Source organism: Phytoactinopolyspora mesophila (assembly GCF_010122465.1).
GTDB lineage: Bacteria > Actinomycetota > Actinomycetes > Jiangellales > Jiangellaceae > Phytoactinopolyspora > Phytoactinopolyspora mesophila.
Window position 1 is genome coordinate 515,025 of sequence record NZ_WLZY01000001.1, and the last position, 15,311, is coordinate 530,335.

Below are 15,311 nucleotides of genomic sequence, written 5' to 3' on the forward strand. Positions count from 1 at the left end.
GGTCAGACGCTAAACACTAAAGCACAAGCGAATGTTTCTGCACGAACGTTAAGGTCAAGTGTACAATCTAGCGCATGCTTGATGTCTCCCGTCTTCGGCTTCTGCGTACCGTTGTCGCCACCGGGTCGATTCGAGCCAGCGCTTCGACTCTCGGGTACACCCCGTCCGCGATCAGCCAGCAACTGGGGCTTCTGCAGCGGGAAACCGGCCTTCGGCTGCTCGAGCGGGTGGGTAGGGGGATCGAACCGACCGCCGCCGGGCGCACGCTGGCGGCCGAAGCGGGATCGCTGTTCGAAGCCCTGAGCAGGGTTGAGGGTGTCGTGGAGGATCTGCGCGCGGGACGCATGGGCAGCTTGTCGATCGGGTACTTCGCCTCGGCGGGAGCGGTCTGGCTCCCCGCCGTGGTGGCCGCGGTGCACGAGGAATTCCCCGAACTCCGGCTCGACCTTCGTATGACCGAGGCGAGGGGCGCCGAGATGACCGCTCCGGACGTCGACATCTTCGTGAGCCGTGCGGAAGCAGAACCGGCCGCGGGCTCGGTTCAGATCCGCAGGCTGGTAGACGACCCCTACGTCGCAGTGGTCCGTGCCGACCACCGGATCGCCGGGCTACACGAGGTGCCGATGTCCGCACTTGCGAGTGAACGCTGGGTCGACAACGACCTCAACGACGGCGCCTGCCGACAGGTGCTGATGGCCGCTTGTATGGAGGCAGGGTTCGCCCCGGAGTTCGCCGTCGAGACTCACGACTACCAGACGGCTATCCGCTTCGTCGCCACCGGTATCGGGATCACCGTGGTGCCCGGGCTGGGCATCAACGAGCTTCCTGACGGGCTGACCACCGTGTCCGTGGTGGCGCCGACTCCGGTGCGGCACATCAACGTAGCGGTGAAGAAGTCTGCCGCCGAACACCCCGCGGTGCTGCGGGTGCTCGAGCTACTGGAGACTGCGGTCAAGACCGGGGCGGCTCCGACGGCTTCTTCTCGTCGGGCAGATTCCCGGAAGCCACCAGTTGCTCGGCGACATCTCGCAACTTGACATTGGCATCCTGCGAGTAGCGGCGCAGTACGTCGAATGCGCGGCGAGCATCGAGTCCGTAGCGCTCCATCAGCAGGCCCTGGGCCTGGCCGATGACGTTACGGGTTTCGACGGCCTGGCGCAGCCCATCCTCCTCGTGCCGGCAGTCCAGCGCGATGGCGGCGTGGCTGGCCAGGACCTGGGCCCGGGCGGCGTCGTCCTCGTCGAGCTGACCGGCTTGCGGCGCATAGATGTCGATGGTGCCGATGGTTCGCCGGCCCGTGTAGAGGCAGGCGCTGATGGCGCTGTGGAGGCCGAGTTCAGCGACTTTGGGCCCCCACGTGGGCCAGCGAGTGTCGTCAGCGGTGTTGCGGACCAGGCAGGTGGATTGTTCACGGGCCGCGCTGACACTCGGGCCTTCGCGCAGAGAATCCTGGAGCGCCTCCGCTTCTTCGACCTCGGCTCCAGTGGCGGCGGCGACCTCCAGCTGCCGCTGGGAACGGAGCAGTACCAACCCGCCGGCTTCCGCATCGGTCATCCGCGTCGCGTACTCAACAACCTTCTCAATGGTGTGATCGAGCCGGGGCTCGTCGTTGAGATCGCGCGCGGCATCGGCGAACTCAGACGCATCTGGCGAACCCATATGTTCCTCCGCTCTCAAAACCGAGCCACGTGGTGAACACGTGGCCCGAAGCCCCACACCCATCATCCTGACCAACTGGCCCGGAACGCTTCCAGTTCGTTATTCAAACGTTACATAGCCCCGAATGTTACCACTGCCCGTACTCGCCGATGCCGGCATTCTCATCCCCGTCGTGGCCGTCACGCCGGGTGGCTCGCCACCGCAGTCCCACCACGACGACATTGACCGCGGCCACGACGGCGATCATCCCGAAGAACACAGCGGCCGCGAGATAGCCTGCCGGAGCGTCACCCGCGGCTCTGACACCGAGATACGTGGCGGCAGCGGTGGCCAGCAGCAGCCCGAACCCAGCCAGCCCAAGGCGGGTGCGGTAGACCGACCTCGCCTTGCGGGGTTCGGCACCCGACGGCAGCGGCCGGCGCAGCCAAGTCCGGGCACGCTGCTCGTTCATGTGTTCTACCTACCCGGGCTCCGGAGCGCGCAAACCAGCGGTACGTGCGACCGCGAGGGCACGGGTGCCCAGGCGAATAGTGGGTACAGCGTGGGTACCGACACGGGAGGAGCAGGTATGACCTTTTCCCTGGTGGCCCGTTGCGCACGGACCGGGCAGCTAGGCGTCGGCGCGGTGACGGCGATGATGGGCGTCGGCAAGCTGGCCACGTACGCCCAACCGGGTGTGGGTGCGGTTGCGTCCCAGGCCACGATGAACCCCTACCTGGGGATCGACGGCCTGCGGCTGGTGAGTAGCGGGCTTGGCGCAGACGAAGCGCTGCGCCGGCTCATCCGGGAAGATCCTGGCCGGGACGTACGTCAGGCCGGCTTCGTAGACCGGCATGGCCACTCGGCGGCATGGACGGGTGACAAGACGCCTGGCTGGTCCGGGCACATCTGTCAGAAGGACGTCGCCACCCAGGGAAACCGGCTGGTGGGACGGGAGACGCTCGAGGAAACGCTCAGGGCGTTCAGGGAGCACTCAGAACTAGACCTGGCCGAGCGCCTGCTCGTCGCCCTGGAGGCCGGGGAAGCTACCGGTGCGGACAAGAAGGGTGCGCTTTCCGGCACGGTGTACGTGGTGGATACCGAGGAGTACCCGTTGTGGGACCTGCGGGTGGACCACGCCGACGACCCCGCCAAGGAACTCCGGCGGCTCTTTTCCGAGTCGTTGGAACTCCTCATACCTCAGGTGAAGGCACTGCCCACGCGTGCGGATCCGCTCGGCGAGGCAACTCGTCAGGCGCTGGCCGAGCATGACGCGGCGCCCTGAGGGTATGGCAGCAAACGCGGTTCACCTAGATCGATGCACCGAAAGGAAGGCTATGTCCACCCAGTCTCTCGCCGGTTCCGGACCGGATCAGTACCCCAGCGAATTCCCAGGCCAGCAACAGGAACCACCGGGCTGGACACACGTGATGAACCCCGTGCCGGACCATGGCGAGCAGAGCTATGTCGGATCCGGACGGCTGAGTGGCCTGCGTGCGCTGATCACCGGCGGTGACTCCGGGATCGGCCGGGCTGTTGCCATCGCCTACGCCCGCGAAGGGGCTGACGTCGTGCTGGCCTATCTGCCGGAGGAACAGTCCGACGCGGATGAAACCGTGGCCGTCGTCGCTGCCACCGGCCGCCGGGTGGTCACCGTGCCGGGAGATCTGACCTCCCACGAGGCGTGCCTCGAGCTGGCCGAGCGGGCGGCCTCTGAGCTGGGCGGGCTGGACATCCTGGTCAACAACGCCGGCTTCCAGATGGCACGCTCACCGGGTATCGGTGACGTCAGTCCCGGGCAGCTGGACCGCACCGTGCGGACCAATTTCTATGCCCTCTTCTGGCTCACCCAAGCTGTGATTCCCCATCTCGCGCGTGGGGCCTGCATCATCAACAACTCCTCGATCCAGGCGTATGACCCATCGGTCTCGCTGCTGGACTATGCAGCGACCAAGGCGGCCATCAACAACTTCACCGTCAACCTCGCCGCCGAGCTGGGGCCGAAGGGTATCCGGGTCAACGCCGTGGCACCGGGCCCGATCTGGACGCCGCTCCAGCCGGCTACTCAACCGGAGGAGAAGGTGGAGAAATTCGGCCAGGACACCCCGCTGGGCCGCGCCGGCCAGCCGGCCGAGGTGGCGCCGGCGTTCGTCTTCCTCGCTTCGCCGTCCGAGGCCAGCTATGTCTCGGGCACAGTGCTCGGTGTGACCGGTGGCAAGCCGGTGTTCTGATAGGCCGCCCCCGACGGCTATTCGGAGGCGTGTGTCTCTTGGGCGAGGCTCGAGTCCGAATCACGTAGATGGCTCAGCAGCCGCTCGGCCTCGACCAGCAGCGCGCCGCAGTCGGCGATGCTGCGTGCGTCGCGGGGTTGGGCCTCGCGTAGCTGGTCGGTGAGATCGTCGTGCATCTGGAGAGCTGAGTCGATCTGGTCGGAGAGGCTGCGCTCGGGCAGCCCGGCGCCGGTGTGGTAGGCGCCGAAGGAACGCAGCGCGTTGGCGGACTCGTCGATCAGGTCGGCGTAGCGGGGGAGGAAATCGCCGAGCAGGTGGCCGTCTGTGCCCGCCTCGCCGTATCTCCTCGCGTAGTTGAGGGCGAGAGTGATTCCCTGCATCTCGCCGACTACCCGTCCCAAGGTGTCTGCCGCGTCGCGATAGTCGGTGAACACCGGGCGCTGCCGGTGTGCGAGCCGACGTGGGTTCAACCGGCTGTTCTCCGCGCTGTAGTCGATTTCGTTCCTCGAGCGTTGCACGGTGTCGGAGAGGCGTTCGGCGTGTTCGCGCCATGCGTCCACGTCGTCGAGGGGTGTGTCCGAGCGGAGTTCGCCGGCGATTTCGTCGAGCAGATCGGCGGCGGACGAGCTGACGTCCTCCACGGCCACCGCGGCGTCGTGGAATCGGATCGGTGGTGCGAGGAGCAGGTTGGTCGCGGCGCCGAGCAAGGCGCCGCAGAGTACCGTGGTGAACAGGCTGAGCAGGTAGCCGGGGTCGTCGCCACCGCCGGCGGCGAAGGTGAAGATGCCGACGATAGCCACCTGGGGGCCGAGGCCGCGCAGCCTGGGCCACTGTCCGATGATCAACGTGATGCTGACCAGGACAGCCAGCGCCAGCATATGCTCACCGAGGGTGAGCCCGATGGCGCCCGCGCACACCAGGCCGACCACCACGGCCGCCACGTAGCGGACGGCGTGCAACACGGACTGGTACACGGTCACCTGCACGACCAGCAAGGCGGCAAACGGCGCGAAGCTCGGTATCTGCGAATCAAGGACGTAGACCGCCAGCGCGTACGAGCCGATGGTGGCGGCGATGCCCTTGATCACCTGCACCATGGAGCTGCGTTCGTGCCCGCGCCTGGACCAGGCACGGGCCATGGCCTTCCAGATTGCTGTGTTCAACTTCGTCCCCGTATGCTCGGTGTTCACTCCGCGCGCGACGCGGTTGGCAGAGCGGATACCCCGTCGGTGGGAAGCCATGCTCGCCAGGCGCACCGGTTTGTCGCAGGGAGCGTGGGGTAGGGGTTCGGGTATGGCTGAACAAGGCAACGGACAATACAGCTCCGGGCGTCAGGGATCCCGCCAGCCGTGGCGGTCCCGGTTCTTCATCAGTGTGGCCGGAATGCTCATCGTCTTTGTCGGCATCATGATGACGTTGCTGTTCATCGTGGACTAACGGTCTCTGGACACAGCCCTCGACCAGCGTGCCTACAGCTTGTGGGACGTCGACGGCGGCTACGTGTTCGGGATCACTGCGTACGCGGTGATCCTGCTTTTCGATACGTACGGCATCGGCGTGACACGCCTGTGGCGGTACCCGGCCGTCAGGGGACGAGGCCGGAGCCGACCGGATGCCATCGCAGAAACCCTGGCCCAGCCGTTGCCGGCGGCGTGGACGTGCTCAGCGTGCCGAGCTTCTTCGGCCTCCCGCTCATGCCGCGTGGACCCTCGCTGTCGAGGATTTCGTCGAACTGGCAGAGATCGATCCGATTCACTATCAGCGCAGCTACTACCTGGCGCCGCGTGGCGAGGAACATGAGCACGCCTATGGGTTGCTCCGCGAGGCGATGAAGGAGGCCGGCCTGGCGGGCATCGCCGCACTCGTCATGCGGAACAAGGAGTACCTGGCCGCGATCCGCGCCAGGGACGAGGTGCTGATCCTGAGCACCATGTATTTCACCGGAGAAAAGCATCCTGATTCAGGCGTTAAAGCCGAGGGTCACGGGTACCGGCAAGGTAAGGAAAGCAAGACGAGAACGAGGAGGAATGATGGCTACGGCTGAAAAGTCGGTCGATGTAGATGTTCCCATCAGAACCGCGTACAACCAATGGACACAGTTCGAGGACTTCCCTGAGTTCATGGCCGACGTCGAATCGGTGACCCAGACCGACGACCGGCATCTGCACTGGGTGGTCGACATCGCAGGTGTCCGCCGTACGTTCGATGCGGAGATCACCGAGCAGCATCCGGAGGAACGAATCGCCTGGCGTTCTACAGCGGGCACGAGCCAGTCCGGGGTCGTGACATTCCACAAACTCGACGACAATTCCACCCGGGTCACGCTCCAGATGGAAATGGAGCCGGAGGGTTTCGTCGAGAACGTCGGCGAGAAGACCGGTCTGGTCTCCCGGATGGTGGACCGGGATATCAAGAACTTCAAGGAGTTCATCGAATCACGCCGGGTAGAGACCGGCGCGTGGCGCGGCGACATCCCGCGAGATAACTGATTCCGTTTGCCCCACCCACCCCAACCCGCCCCGCCCCAACCGGGCCTGGCCCGCCGCCGCATCCCACGGCCCACCCCCGGTGATCGTCAGTGGGATGTGGCGGCTCCAGGGTGATCGTCAGTGGGGTGTGGCGCCGCCTTGACGACCACAACCCACTGACGATCACCGGGGTGGGTGGGACGGCCTAGGGCTGAGCACGCCTTACGCCAGGGATGGGGAGCAGATGTGTCAGCGACCGACCGCCTTCTCGAGTTCACGCTTGGACATCTTGGAGCGGCCTTTGATGTTCTTCTTCTTGGCCTCTTCGTAGAGCTGATCCTTGGTGCGCCCGCCGGGCCCTTTGCCGGACCGTAAACCGCCCCGGCGCCCGGAGGAGATGTCGTCGGTGGAGGATTTGCTCTTCTGCTTCGCTGAGCCGGAGCGCGCACGTTCCTTGTTGACGGTACGTGCCGCGATCTCCTCGGCGGTGTCCTCTTTGTAGTCACGGTCTTTCAGACTGGACTTGACGTGCTCGTACTGGCGTTCTTCCTTCTTGTTCCATTGTTGTTGGGGCATTGCTGGCTCACCTCCTGCCCAGCAGCCTTACCCCTCGCAGGTGCTTGCTAACAGGCCGCGAATCGCCGTGGCCGCTTGCACGAGGCGCCTTCGCGCCGCATATCGGGCAGCCGCGTGGGTACGTGCCACACATCAGCTGCCAGTGAGCCGAAAGAGGGTGCGAACGACGTGAGCAGGCTCAAGGACAAGGTCGTCGTGGTGACGGGTGCGTCGAGCGGCATCGGCCGGGCCACCGCGAACGCTTTCGCGGAGAAGGGTGCCACCGTCGCACTCAATGCCCGGCGGTCGGCTGCTCTGGAAGAGGTCGCCGACGAATGCCGGCGCCGCGGCGCGGACGCGGATGTTTTTGCGGCCGATGTCACCGATGCCGACGCCGTAGATGAGATCGCTCGCGAAGTCGCCGGACGTTACGGACGGCTGGACGTGTGGGTCAACAACGCCGGCGTCAATCTCTTCGGGCGGCTCGACGACTCGCCGGTCGAGGCGTGGCACCGGGTGGTCGAAACCAACGTCTTCGGCACGTACCACGGCATTCGCGCGGCCCTGCCGTGGATGAGAGAACAGGGCCAAGGCGTGATCGTCAATGTGTCGTCGCTGCTCGGCAAGGTGAGTTCGCCCTTCATGAGCAGCTATGTGGTCAGCAAGCAGGCCGTACGGGCCTTGTCGGAATCGGTCCGGCAGGAAGTGCTCGATGTGCCGGGCATCCATGTCTGCGTGGTGCTGCCGGGACCAGTCGACACGCCGCTGTTCGCCTCCGGCGGGAACTACATGGGTTTGCGGGTCAAGCCGTTGGCGCCAGTTGTCTCCGCGGATCGGGTGGCCTCGGCGGTCCTCTCATGCGCGCGCCGGCCTCGCAGCGAAGTCGTCGTCGGGAAGTCCACCGCCCTGGCGCTGCTGGGCAGCAGAGTCGCGCCGGGTTTAGCCGAACGGATCAGCGCGCGCCAGGTCGGCAAAGATCACTTCGGGACAACACCGGTGCCGCCCAGCAGCGGGAACATCTTCGAACCCAGCTCGGGCGACGCAACCGTGAGTGGGGGATGGACACCCACCGCCGACCACGTCGGTCCACGTGACCCGCGCTCCGCGTCGGCGGACGGCCGTGGACCGGCTAGGCGGCTGCTGACAGTCGGGGCGGTGCTCGCCGCCGGCGCCGGTGTCGCCGAAATCGTCCGGAGGCGTCGCGCTTGAAGGTCCGCCTAGAGACCGACACGGCCGAGTCTCCCTCGGCTGTGTCGGCCCATGCCCGGATCCGTAGCATCTGGATACATTCTCTGCATTGGCCGGCGCCGAATGCGCGCGCGGACGTGGTACTCGTCCACGGATTGGGCGTGGCCAGCCGGATGTGCGCGCCGCTCGGTCGCCTGCTCAGTGAGAGGTCCCGCGTGTGGGCGCCCGATCTGCCAGGTTTCGGAATGAGCCCGCACACCGGCGTGCTGGGCGTCGAGGAGCACGCGGACTTACTGGCTGCCTGGGTCGAGGCCAATCGGCTCCGGTCACCGACGATCGTGGGCACGTCATTCGGGTGTCAGGTCGTCGCGGCCGCCGCCGAGCGTCATCCCGACGCGTGCCGCGCCGTCGTGCTCGGTGCGCCGATCGTGCAGGCCGACAGGCGAACGTGGCGCCAGCAGCTGGCCCGATGGCCGCGGGAAAGACAGTCGATGCAACTTCAGAGACTGATCGTGGAGGACTTCGCCCGGGCCGGTCTCCCGCGCGTCATCCGGACCTTCTCCGCTGCGTTGCACGACCGTATCGAGGACCGTGTCGCCCGGCTCTCGCAGCCGTTGCTGGTGTGCTGGGGCACGCGGGATCCGCTGATGACGAGGGCGTGGGTGGCGGAGCTGGCCGGACGAGCACGCGACGGGCGGCTCGCGGTGCTCCCAGGGGCAAGACATGCGCTCAGCCACGACAGTCCGTTGCCGTTCGCCCGAGCTATCACTCATTTCGCCGACCAGAACGGAGGCTTATGATGTCCGCGCCGAGCTTTATCGCCAACTTCGACTCCGCCGCGGCCATGGCGCTAGCCAACGCGCGGTATCTCGATGGCCAGAGTTTCGACGCTCTCGGGCAGCCAGCGCCGTTGAAACCACCCGTCAAGGCGACCGGATGGTTGCCCAGCCGCGCCAAAGAGAAGGTCTTCATCACCAGTGGGGCCTTCGAGACGATCACCCCACGGCGGGTGCACCGGATCGATTTCACCGAGGTCGGCGAGTGGCTGTCCGAGATTTATCCACCCGGACCGTACCCTGCGGTGGCGGTGGGCGCATCGAACGGCGCGTTGACCCACCTGTACACCGCGCTCGGGATTCCTTGGCTCCCACAGACCATGCTGGTGCCGGTCCGCCAGCGGGTGCACCCGGACGACCCCGCCGACGCCATGGAGAAGGCCCGGCGATATGGCCACAAGATGATGGAGCACCTGCCGGACCTGCAGCTGCACCATATGCATGACGCGAGCCAGGACCGGCTGATGGTGCGTGCCCTGACGTACTTCCGGGTCAAACGCCGGGTACTCGGAGCGGACTACGAACGGTTCCTGCGCGAGCGGCTGCAGCCGGGCGGCACGATCATCGTTCCGGACTGCCGGCTGACCTGGCGCACCACCCGGATGGGGGAGCGGTACGTCTTTCAGCACGGCGCCCCGGACGGGCTGACCGAAGAGGAATACCACCACGGCAGCCGCCGAGTGGCGGATTACCTGGCACGCCACGACTCACCGGTACGACGCTGGCACGGCCCGGAACTCGATGACGAGACACCGGAAGCGGAGTGGGGTTTCGAGCGTGCGCTGCTGGACGACATCGAACGCTTCGCACGTGAGAACGGGTACCGGATCCTGCGCATCACTTACGAGCGGCCGTCGGACACCAGCCCGATGGTTGCCGACCTGTACCGGTGGCGAAACGCCGCCAGGCGCGTGCCGGCCAACCGGCTGATGGTCTCGAGCTTCGTGGTGATGGAGCCGTACTGGACGATGCGCACCGGCGCGGTGCCGTTCTGGATGAAGTTCAACAGCGAGCCGTCGTTGCGGGAGCTGGACGAATACCTGCGTGAGGCTCCACCGTACGACGAGATCTACCTCATGCTGTTCCAGCACGGCGTGGAGTCGCCGGGTTTGCCCAGCAAGAGAGACTGGCAGCGGGTGCTGCGTCACGCGAGCCGGCGGGGAACCACGTTGGGAGCGGACCTCGATGACTTTCCCCGCGACTTCGCCCATTTCGCCCGATATGACGGCGTGATCCAACGGGAGATCGCCAGCCGGTACCCGCTGCCCCCGCCGTTGCCGCTGAACGATTTCACCCGCTTCCTGGACGAGCACGGCGATCGTTATGACCTGACCTGGGACGATACAGGCCCGCCGGGAGCCGGGCAGGCAAGGGAGGGCACGCTGCAGCCGTCCGCACCGTGATCGACGAACGGCTGGCCGGCGCCTCCAGTTCCTCGGGTTCTGACGGGCTCACTGACAGCTGGCCGTTTGCGAGAGGCGGAAGAATCCGGCCGCGAAGGGTTTCAAGCCAGCAGTAATGGCTACCGAGGGTTGTATAGCCATCCGTCGGCTGGGAGGAAGATCATGAGCTTGCTCGTCGGTTCCAAGATTGACGAAGTTGATCACGCTATCGACACGTTGCTCGAACAACGGCGTCACTGCACAGATCCATTGGACGTGCTGCTGGCGAGCGAGAGCATCGACCGGCTGCTGGACGATCGGCTCCAGCTGATGCGCGCGAAGGAAGATGAATGAGTATGTCGGACGAGCGCCCGCTGGCAGCAGGTGAGGAGATGCCCGAGGTCCAGGATGCACACCGTGATCCGGGTGCGGATCTGGAAGCCGAGGGTGTCCCCGAAGTGGCCGACGAATCTACCACCGGCAAGGGCGAGGTGCCCGAGCCAGAGGAGCCGATCGCACCTGGTGAGACTCCCACCGTGCGCACCGCGAGGGAGATGGGGCAAGGGCCGGAGCACGCGCCCCGCGGCATTGAGGGTCACCTCGCCGCTGAAGAGCCCGAACACCTGCCGGACCATGGCCCCGGGGCAGACTTCGACGACGACGAGCCGCACCCCGACGACCGCACGGGCTCGCCGGAGGAGTCGGCTCTGCACGTCGAGGACGACAGTACGGTCCCCTAACCGGCAACTATTGGCGTGTGCGGCGGCGAGAAGGCCAAGCCCAGTGCGCCGGTCGCGCCAACGACGCCGGGATCGTGGTGGTGGCGTCACCCTGGGCGGCTGCTAGTTGTGGCTGGGTCAGGAAGATTGCGCCGTCGAGTTCGGCGCGCAGCGGCCCTTCCGGGGTCACCTGGGTGACTTGCTGTCCGGCACCGAAGCAGTCGAACACGGCGCAGCCAGGGAATCCCTGCTCGCGCAGGCCTGGGCGGATCCCGCAGCTGAAGTCCACGAGTAGATTGGTGCAGGGCTGGACATGGTTCGAGCCTCTTCTGGTTCGGGCCATTGTGCCGGGTCCTCTACCGGACACGCCGTTCGAGCGTACGCAGTTCCACGGAAGCGCACGCGGCCACGTCGCGAAGGTCCCATCCTGGCCGACGCGCGGTGGAGCTGGACGGAAAAGGCACAGCCGACGGCGCGAATTCCTACCTGGCGGTGGCCATCGCTGCTAGGCTCAGCGCCCGTGTTGGACCCACGCAAAGCTCTGCCGCGTCGTATCGCGGCGTTCGTCATCGACGTCATTCCCGGCTTCGTCCTCTTCTGGTCCCTGGTGATCGCGCTCGGAACCGAGATCGGCCAGCGCAGCGGAACGAACATCACCATGCGCTTCGAGGTGGTGAACGGCCAGGTGACGGCCGAGCTTTTCGGCACCCTCTACCACCTCGAGGGCGGCGAGGCCACGCTGGTCAGCCTGATCGGGCTGGCCTACTGGGTGCTGGTGTTGGTGGTGTGGCAAGGGCTCACCGGACGCACCATCGGTAAGAGTGTGATGGCGATCCGGACGGTAAACGCCGCCGGCCGGCCCTGCGGAATAGGCCGGGCCGCCGTGCGGTGGATCTTCCTGGCAGTGGATGCCTTCCCGTTCATCATCCCGATGCTGGTCGGGTTCATCACGGCTGCTGCTTCCCAGGACCGTCAGCGAGTGGGAGACCGCGTCGCCAAGACATGGGTGGTACATGCGGACGCCGTCGGGCAGCCGGTCCCGGGCACCGTGCCGGCGGGCCAGCCAGCGCCGGGCGCGGGCTGGCAGCCGCAATTCGGTGCGCCTCCACCGCCGGAGCCGCCGCCGGCACCGCCGGCTGGCGCACAGACCCCACCACCGGCACCTCCCACCGGTGGACAGACCCTGCCACCAGCACCTCCGGCACAGCCTGGATCGCCCGAGCGCCCCCCAGGCGCGGTGTGAGCCGGTTGCGCATCCCGCAGTCGCGGAAGGCCGGTGCGCGCGAAAGTCGCGCGACGCTCCCTGCCCCGGGCACTAGTGTTGAGCACCATGAGTGACGAGCCTCGACCACTGATCGACATACTGGCCAGCTACCGTCCTGAAGGCCCGGTCGAAGCCGCCGACGTCGAGCGGATGCGTGACCTCGTACAAACGGCGCAAGACCCGTGGTCACAGTCGCTTCCGTTGCATGTCACGGCATCGGCACTCATCGTGCATCCGGACAGCCGGCAGGTGCTTCTGCGCTGGCACGAACGCCAGCAGGGGTGGCTGCAAGTTGGTGGCCACGGCGATCCGGGGGAGAGTGACCCCGTGCAGGTCGCGTTGCGGGAAGGCAAGGAAGAGACCAGCCTGGGCGACCTGACACCATGGCCGGACGCGGAGCTGGTCCACGCGGTGATCGTTCCGGTCGCCGCGCGTGGCGACGACCCCGCCCATGAGCACGCCGATCTGCGCTTCGTTCTCGCGACGTCGTCGCCGGAAACCGCCCGGCCCGAGCGCCCGTCGGCGCCGCTGCGCTGGCTGAGCATCGCCGAGGCGCGCGACGTCGTCCAGGAGACGAACCTCCTCGAGACCCTCTCCCGCACCGAGAAGGTGCTCGCGGGATAGGAGTTGGAACGCCGATGAGAAGACTCAGCTGCTGAGGATCAGGACCGTGATTACCCCGGTGCCGGTCAGCACGGCGATTCCCACCACGGCGAAGAGCCAGAAGAGCGGCCGGGCGCCGTCGCCGACCAGCAGCATGCGATAGGGATCGTCGGGGTGGTAGCGCAGCTGGACTTGCTGGCCGGGTTCGGCGCGCGCCGGTGCAACGAACCGCGCTCGGACGCCGTTTGCACCTCATGGCCGGTCTGAAGGGTGAATCGGACAACCGGACGACGAAGCGTCAGACCCTCCCGGGTGCTCGACGTGCTCTCACCGACGACGAGCCCCTCGGCCACGATGCCCCGGCGGCGCAGCGTCCACACCCGCCCGATGCCGAAACCGCCGACACCGAGGCAGGCGCTGCCGAGGACGATCGGCGCGGCGAACGGGGCCGCACTCGCCAATGTCTCTTCCTTGGCGACCAGCAGCACCACGGTGAGGGCGAGGACCAGCACGCCGATGCCGAAAAAGAGGAACAGCACGCCACGGCCATATCCTGCGATCGCCACCTCTTGCGGCTGGGCGGGATCGTAGAAGACGGTGACGGTGCGGCCCGGCACGACCGAGGACGCATTTGAGCTGACCTTCGGCCTGGTCCGGACGGTCTGCCCGGCCGCGGTGGTGAACTCGACGATCGGAGCCTGAACCAAGCCGCGGCGCCGGTTCGCGGTGGATACCGACCACGGCTTCTTGGTGCGCCGGCCCGGGTCTGGGGATCTGTTGTGTGCGCCGAAGCCACCGCCGGCCACGTCGTAGTGCTCATCCTGGTCAACCACGAGTGCATGGGTCTTGACTCCGCCGGCGCGCAGCGCCCGTTCTCTCCATAGCCGGAATCCGGCGCCGGCGGTGAATGCAACACCGATCAAAGCCGTGACCAGAACGGCTTCCCACGGCACTGCCATGGACTGTCACCTCTGTTGTGTCGGGGTACATGTGGATTCTTGCGATCCGACTTCAGCACCTGATCTCAGGCGTTGAGCCGGGCCGGGTCGATCCGACGGACACGTGATCGCGACGCGGCGATGGGCGAGTGGGGTGTCGCGGGCGGCTGTGTTGGCAACGAGGACGGGGAAAGTGCGCCGCCGCGGCGTGGGAAGCCGTGCGACACCACAGATGAGCAGGTCAGCAGTGGTTCGCAAGGGTGGCAACCGATTGCCACGAGTTGCGGTCCTGCTGCGGTGGGGTGGCCGGGCGCCCGTCGCCCCCCAATGAATCGCATGACGGGCGCCCGACGTATGGGCGGTGCCACATTGGACGACGCGTGAGGGGGGCGCGGGGTTGCATCCGGTCAGCAAATCGGTCCGGCGAAACTAATGATCCCGGGCAGCAATCTCGAGCGCGAGCTCCCAGCCGGCGCGTACCACGCGGATGTCGAACCGGTCTGCCCAACAGACCACTGACTCGATGACCCGCAGGTCGAGGCCGTCGATGGGCAGCCGGACAACTCTCGGATCACCGGGCAGCTCCACTTCGTCCACCACTCCGATGCCCAAACCCGCGGCCACTGCGGCGTGTAACGCCTCCCGGCTGTCTACCTGGAAGATGTCGTCCAATATGTGCTCGGTCTCGCACCAGGCTTCGTGGAAGATGCGCTGAGTGACAGAACCATACTCGCGGGTCACCAGGCGCTCGGCCGCGAGTTCGGCCGGCGACACACTGTCCTGTTCCGCCAGCGGATGATCGTGCGCCACGATCGCGACGACTCGCCCCTCCCGCAGCGGCGCCGTGACCAGCCGGGGATCCGCCTCCACGTTGGCGATGACCGCCAGATCGATCTCGTTGGCGAGCAACGCCGCCCGAATGCTCTCGCCGTTGCCGGTCGAGAGCGCGACATCGACCCCTGGGTACCGTTCACGGAAGGCCGCCAGCAAGGGCATGATGTGGACCGGTCCGTCGGTACCCAGGCGCAGCAGTCCGCTGCGCAATTGACCGGCATCGGCCAGGCATTGATGGGCCTCGGACTCGAGATCGAAAAGCCGGCGGCTGATCGCACGCAACTCGTGCCCGAGCGGCGTGAGCACCACGCCGCGCCCGCGCCGGTCGAAGAGTGCGACGCCGTACTTCCGCTCGAGTGCTTTGACCTGCTCGGACAGTGTGGGCTGGGTGACGTGCAGAGCAGCCGCGGCGCCCACGAAGCTGCCAGCTTCAGCAACCGCGTCGAAGGCGCGGAGGTAGGTCAGGTTCATGGTCATTCGCTCGTGCTCCTTCGAAGAACAGGCACGACTTCAGTGAACCATAGGTATGGCCGATCTGTTCAATAGAAATATTCGACTAGGCTAATCTCATGTCGACAATTAAACTCCGTACCGTCACCTAGGCGGACGTTAATCAGTAGAGCGGGCTCACCGCGGTACGTGAAAACCGACGCGA

At 66.4% G+C, this 15,311-nt stretch carries 20 protein-coding genes; 13 read left to right on the forward strand and 7 right to left on the reverse strand.

The features are described 5' to 3' along the window. The first annotated feature begins 74 nt into the window (after positions 1–74). Complete coding sequence (locus tag F7O44_RS02320) at positions 75–1,037, forward strand: LysR family transcriptional regulator (RefSeq protein WP_162448559.1); 963 nt, start codon at positions 75–77, stop codon at positions 1,035–1,037. Here F7O44_RS02320 and F7O44_RS29395 read toward each other — a convergent pair. Together F7O44_RS29395 and F7O44_RS02330 are read right to left on the reverse strand one after the other, a co-directional pair. Next, positions 952–1,659 (reverse strand): GAF and ANTAR domain-containing protein, encoded by a 708-nt coding sequence (locus F7O44_RS29395; protein ID WP_162448560.1) that lies wholly within the window; start codon positions 1,657–1,659, stop codon positions 952–954. The genes F7O44_RS02320 and F7O44_RS29395 overlap by 86 nt on opposite strands. A gap of 127 nt (positions 1,660–1,786) precedes the next feature. Further along, complete coding sequence (locus F7O44_RS02330) at positions 1,787–2,110, reverse strand: DUF6343 family protein (RefSeq protein WP_162448561.1); 324 nt, start codon at positions 2,108–2,110, stop codon at positions 1,787–1,789. A gap of 117 nt (positions 2,111–2,227) precedes the next feature. Between F7O44_RS02330 and F7O44_RS02335 the strand changes: the two genes are divergently transcribed. Continuing rightward, positions 2,228–2,923: a DUF1028 domain-containing protein gene (locus F7O44_RS02335; RefSeq protein ID WP_162448562.1), complete on the forward strand. Its 696-nt coding sequence runs from the start codon at positions 2,228–2,230 to the stop codon at positions 2,921–2,923. A gap of 52 nt (positions 2,924–2,975) precedes the next feature. Continuing rightward, positions 2,976–3,869, forward strand: a complete 894-nt coding sequence (locus tag F7O44_RS02340) for an SDR family oxidoreductase (RefSeq protein WP_162448563.1) — start codon at positions 2,976–2,978, stop codon at positions 3,867–3,869. A 17-nt stretch (positions 3,870–3,886) separates the two neighbouring features. Here the strand turns inward: F7O44_RS02340 and F7O44_RS02345 are convergent, their stop codons facing one another. Next, positions 3,887–4,966: an FUSC family protein gene (locus F7O44_RS02345; RefSeq protein ID WP_162448564.1), complete on the reverse strand. Its 1,080-nt coding sequence runs from the start codon at positions 4,964–4,966 to the stop codon at positions 3,887–3,889. On the opposite strand from F7O44_RS02345, the gene F7O44_RS02350 reads away from it, so the two are divergent. The 3 genes from F7O44_RS02350 (at position 4,944) to F7O44_RS02360 (ending at position 6,358) form a co-directional block, all read left to right on the forward strand. Continuing rightward, on the forward strand, positions 4,944–5,306 hold the full coding sequence (locus tag F7O44_RS02350) for a hypothetical protein (protein ID WP_162448565.1): 363 nt from the start codon (positions 4,944–4,946) through the stop codon (positions 5,304–5,306). The two genes, F7O44_RS02345 and F7O44_RS02350, sit on opposite strands and share 23 nt — an antisense overlap. Positions 5,307–5,481: 175 nt before the next feature. Beyond that, entirely contained in the window at positions 5,482–5,913 is a 432-nt protein-coding gene (locus tag F7O44_RS02355; protein WP_162448566.1) for a Ku protein, read from the forward strand. Beyond that, positions 5,900–6,358, forward strand: coding sequence for an SRPBCC family protein (locus F7O44_RS02360; RefSeq protein WP_162448567.1), 459 nt, complete (start codon positions 5,900–5,902; stop codon positions 6,356–6,358). The genes F7O44_RS02355 and F7O44_RS02360 overlap by 14 nt, the downstream gene beginning before the upstream one ends. 228 nt (positions 6,359–6,586) lie before the next feature. Here F7O44_RS02360 and F7O44_RS02365 read toward each other — a convergent pair whose 3' ends face one another. Further along, positions 6,587–6,913: a plasmid stabilization protein gene (locus tag F7O44_RS02365; RefSeq protein ID WP_162448568.1), complete on the reverse strand. Its 327-nt coding sequence runs from the start codon at positions 6,911–6,913 to the stop codon at positions 6,587–6,589. A gap of 168 nt (positions 6,914–7,081) precedes the next feature. Between F7O44_RS02365 and F7O44_RS02370 the strand changes: the two genes are divergently transcribed. The 5 genes from F7O44_RS02370 (at position 7,082) to F7O44_RS02390 (ending at position 11,038) form a co-directional block, all read left to right on the forward strand. Next, positions 7,082–8,101, forward strand: coding sequence for an SDR family oxidoreductase (locus tag F7O44_RS02370; RefSeq protein ID WP_162448569.1), 1,020 nt, complete (start codon positions 7,082–7,084; stop codon positions 8,099–8,101). A 41-nt stretch (positions 8,102–8,142) separates the two neighbouring features. Continuing rightward, positions 8,143–8,880 (forward strand): alpha/beta fold hydrolase, encoded by a 738-nt coding sequence (locus tag F7O44_RS02375; RefSeq protein WP_343073822.1) that lies wholly within the window; start codon positions 8,143–8,145, stop codon positions 8,878–8,880. Then, entirely contained in the window at positions 8,880–10,319 is a 1,440-nt protein-coding gene (locus tag F7O44_RS02380; protein WP_187361005.1) for a hypothetical protein, read from the forward strand. Before F7O44_RS02375 ends, F7O44_RS02380 begins: the two co-directional genes overlap by 1 nt. A gap of 162 nt (positions 10,320–10,481) precedes the next feature. Continuing rightward, entirely contained in the window at positions 10,482–10,652 is a 171-nt protein-coding gene (locus F7O44_RS02385; protein WP_162448571.1) for a hypothetical protein, read from the forward strand. Beyond that, positions 10,649–11,038: a hypothetical protein gene (locus F7O44_RS02390; RefSeq protein ID WP_162448572.1), complete on the forward strand. Its 390-nt coding sequence runs from the start codon at positions 10,649–10,651 to the stop codon at positions 11,036–11,038. The genes F7O44_RS02385 and F7O44_RS02390 overlap by 4 nt, the downstream gene beginning before the upstream one ends. A gap of 7 nt (positions 11,039–11,045) precedes the next feature. Here F7O44_RS02390 and F7O44_RS02395 read toward each other — a convergent pair whose 3' ends face one another. Beyond that, on the reverse strand, positions 11,046–11,360 hold the full coding sequence (locus F7O44_RS02395; RefSeq protein ID WP_162448167.1) for a hypothetical protein: 315 nt from the start codon (positions 11,358–11,360) through the stop codon (positions 11,046–11,048). 177 nt (positions 11,361–11,537) lie between these two features. Between F7O44_RS02395 and F7O44_RS02400 the strand changes: the two genes are divergently transcribed. Beyond that, positions 11,538–12,260, forward strand: a complete 723-nt coding sequence (locus F7O44_RS02400; protein ID WP_162448573.1) for an RDD family protein — start codon at positions 11,538–11,540, stop codon at positions 12,258–12,260. Positions 12,261–12,347: 87 nt separating this feature from the next. Then, a complete protein-coding gene (locus F7O44_RS02405) occupies positions 12,348–12,905 on the forward strand; it encodes an NUDIX hydrolase (protein WP_162448574.1) in 558 nt (185 codons plus the stop codon). 65 nt (positions 12,906–12,970) lie between these two features. Here F7O44_RS02405 and F7O44_RS02410 read toward each other — a convergent pair whose 3' ends face one another. Together F7O44_RS02410 and F7O44_RS02415 are read right to left on the reverse strand one after the other, a co-directional pair. Then, entirely contained in the window at positions 12,971–13,843 is an 873-nt protein-coding gene (locus F7O44_RS02410) for a DUF3592 domain-containing protein (RefSeq protein ID WP_162448575.1), read from the reverse strand. A 408-nt stretch (positions 13,844–14,251) separates the two neighbouring features. After that, complete coding sequence (locus F7O44_RS02415) at positions 14,252–15,133, reverse strand: LysR substrate-binding domain-containing protein (protein ID WP_162448576.1); 882 nt, start codon at positions 15,131–15,133, stop codon at positions 14,252–14,254. Positions 15,134–15,311 lie beyond the last annotated feature (178 nt).